This window comes from Streptomyces sp. NPDC060205 (genome assembly GCF_042728395.1).
Lineage (GTDB): Bacteria > Actinomycetota > Actinomycetes > Streptomycetales > Streptomycetaceae > Streptomyces.
The window spans coordinates 1-2946 of the sequence record NZ_JBHWZP010000578.1 but is presented as its reverse complement, the minus strand read 5'-3'; the positions used below and the strand labels follow the sequence as shown (position 1 = coordinate 2946).

The 2946-nt window shown below is 71.2% G+C and carries 2 protein-coding genes; one reads left to right on the top strand and one right to left on the bottom strand.

Annotated elements, in window-relative coordinates:
* Positions 1 to 81: 81 nt before the first annotated feature.
* Entirely contained in the window at positions 82 to 285 is a 204-nt protein-coding gene (locus tag ACFWGJ_RS43095) for a hypothetical protein (RefSeq protein WP_387334426.1), read from the bottom strand.
* Between the two features lie 346 nt (positions 286 to 631).
* Between ACFWGJ_RS43095 and ACFWGJ_RS43090 the strand changes: the two genes are divergently transcribed.
* Positions 632 to 2716, top strand: a complete 2085-nt coding sequence (locus ACFWGJ_RS43090; protein WP_387334425.1) for an NPCBM/NEW2 domain-containing protein — start codon at positions 632 to 634, stop codon at positions 2714 to 2716.
* Positions 2717 to 2946: the final 230 nt, after the last annotated feature.

The following is a 2946-nucleotide window of genomic DNA, read 5'->3' as shown; positions in this document are numbered from 1 at the left end:
CTCGAACACGCACGGAAGCCCGGCCCTCGGCGGGCCGGGCTCCGGGGTCGTGACGGGGCCGGACGGGCGGGAACGGCCCGGTCAGCCGTCCTGTGCCGGGGAGCTTCCGTCCGTCGCCAGGCTGCCCTCGCCGATCGTCTGGTCGACCGTGCTGAGGGTGTCCTGGACATCGAGCGTGCTGAGGCTGTTGAGGGCGTCACCGTCGAGGGAGTGGGACGGGGTGACGGCCGCCACCACGAAGCCGGTGGCGAGGGACGCGATGGCGAGCATGCTGCGCTTCTTCATGCTCCACTCAACTGCCGACCCGCCCATGAGTCACGGTCGGGCTTTCCGCACCCCACGGTCGGCCCTCCACCCGTGCACTGACATCCGATGTCCTGTTCTCGCCGTCAGGTGCCGTGCACCGGGTCGACAGAGACCGCGCGTGGAAAATCCCTGGCTCAAATCAACACAACCGCACGTACGGCTCGGAATGCACGCTCCAAGACGCATGCTCAAGGGATTTGACGGGATATCGAACAACCACGACCGCATCCCTTCCACCACAGTGCAACAGGTCCTACCGTAAACGCGCATGGATGACGCGGACATGCGGTCATCCAACCTTTCGCGAGTACGGAGGAACGTAACGATGCGTCACCTTCCCACCCGCACACCTCGCCGAGGAGTGGTCGGAGCACTCACCGCCGGGCTGCTCGGCGCGTTGGGGCTGACCGGTACCTGGGGGACGGCCGGGCCGGTCCCGGCCGCCGGCGCCGCGACACCACCGGCCGCTGCGGCGTCGGTCTCGCCGGTGTCGGCCGCCGCGGCCCCGGACGACGGCCTCGCCCTCACCCCGCCCATGGGCTTCAACAACTGGAACTCCACGCACTGCCGGGCCGAGTTCGACGAGGCGATGGTCAAGGGGATCGCGGACATCTTCGTCGACAAGGGTCTCAAGGACGCCGGGTACGAGTACGTCAACCTCGACGACTGCTGGGCACTGCCCGCCCGTGACGCCGACGGCAAACTGGTGCCGGACCCGGCCCGCTTCCCCGGCGGGATCAAGGCGGTCGCCGACTACGTGCACGCCAAGGGGCTCAAACTCGGCATCTACACCAGCGCGGGCACGAAGACCTGCAACGACGCGGGATTCCCCGGCGCGCTGGGCCACGAGTACAGCGACGCCCGGCAGTTCGCGGACTGGGGCGTCGACTACCTCAAGTACGACAACTGCAACAACCAGGGCGTGGACGCCAAGCAGCGCTACACGACGATGCGGGACGCCCTGAAGGCCGCTTCGCAGGCGACCGGCCGTCCCATCGTCTACAGCATCTGCGAGTGGGGCGAGAACAAGCCCTGGGAGTGGGCGGCCGGCGTCGGCCAGCTGTGGCGTACGACCGGGGACATCAGTGACACCTGGGGTTCGATGCTCTCGATCATGAAGCAGAACCTGCCGCTCGCGCAGTACGCCGGCCCCGGGCGGTGGAACGACCCCGACATGCTGGAGGTCGGCAACGGCGGGATGACGGCCACGGAGTACCGCACGCACTTCTCGATGTGGTCGGTCATGGCCGCGCCGCTGCTCATCGGCTCGGACCTGCGGTCCGCGTCCGAGGAGACCTTCGGCATCATCGGCAACAAGGAGGTCATCGCGGTCGACCAGGACCCGCTCGGCAAGCAGGGCGCGGTGCTCTCCTCCGAAGGCGGTCGCTGGGTCGTCGCCAAGGAGATGCAGGACGGCAGCCGCGCCGTCGCCCTCTTCAACGAGACCGGCAGCCCGCAGCGGATCGCCACCAGCGCGAAGGCCGTCGGGCTGCCCGAGGCGGACGCCTACACGCTGCGCGATCTGTGGCAGCACAGGAGCTACAACACGGCGGGCACGATCTCGGCGACCGTCCCCGCGCACGGCACGGTCCTCGTCCGTGTCTCGGCCGACGACCGGTGGGCCGTGCACCCGCCCGCCGTGGAACTCGGCGTGGACGGCGACACGTTGACCGAGGCGGGCAGGGCGACCGCGCTGACGACGTCGGTCACCGATCTGGGCCGCACGCCCGCGCGGCGCGTCTCCGTCTCCGTGACCGGGCCCGCGGGGTGGCGGGTGAAGGCCGGCTCGCCGAGCACCGCGGGCTCCCTGCCGACCGGCAGGACGCTGCGCACGAGGTGGACGGTCACCGCGCCCGCCGGCACGTCCCCGGGGGTGTACGACGTGACGCTGAAGGCCGTGTACCGCTCGCCGGGCGGGGTGCGGGCCGAGAGCGTGCTGCCGCTGACGGCGACCGTCGCGGTGGCGCCGCCGTCCGGCACGTCGAGTCTCGGCTCGCTTCCGTGGCTGTCGGCGACCAACGGCTGGGGGCCTGTCGAGCGCGACACCAGCAACGGCGAGAGCGCGGCGGGCGACGGCGGTCCGCTCACGATCAACGGCGCCGTGTACGCCACCGGGCTCGGCGTCCACGCCGAGAGCGCCGTCGAGTTCTACGCGGGCGGGGCCTGCGAGAGCGTCACCGCGGAGGTCGGTGTCGACGACGAGGAGGGGGCGGACGGGTCCGTCGCGTTCGAGATCTGGGCTGACGGTACGAAGGTCGCGTCGACCGGGGTCCTCACGAACGCGGACGCGGCGCGGGCGCTGGTCGCGGACGTGGGTGGGGCGCGGGTGGTGCGCCTCGTCGTGACCGACGGGGGTGACGGGATCACGTCGGACCACGGCGACTGGGGGTCGGCACGGCTCGCTTGCTGACGCCGGGGCCACCGGGCGCCGCCGTCATCCGAGTGCGGGCCCATGGTGGCTGGCCGCGCAGTTCCCCGCGCCCCTAACGGGGCCCAGCGCCGCCCTGCCCAAGAGGCGCGGGCCCGCGCGGACGCCGCCATCATCCGGGTGCCAGTCCACGGTGGCTGAGCGCGCAGTTCCCCGCGCCCCTGGGGGGTTGGGGGCAGGGGCGCTGTTTGGTGCTGTCTCTTATACACATC

Bases quoted from the DNA above. Each gene is read 5' to 3' on its own strand.
- ACFWGJ_RS43095 (WP_387334426.1), bottom strand. From the start codon at position 285: ATGAAGAAGCGCAGCATGCTCGCCATCGCGTCCCTCGCCACCGGCTTC.
- ACFWGJ_RS43090 (WP_387334425.1), top strand. From the start codon at position 632: ATGCGTCACCTTCCCACCCGCACACCTCGCCGAGGAGTGGTCGGAGCA.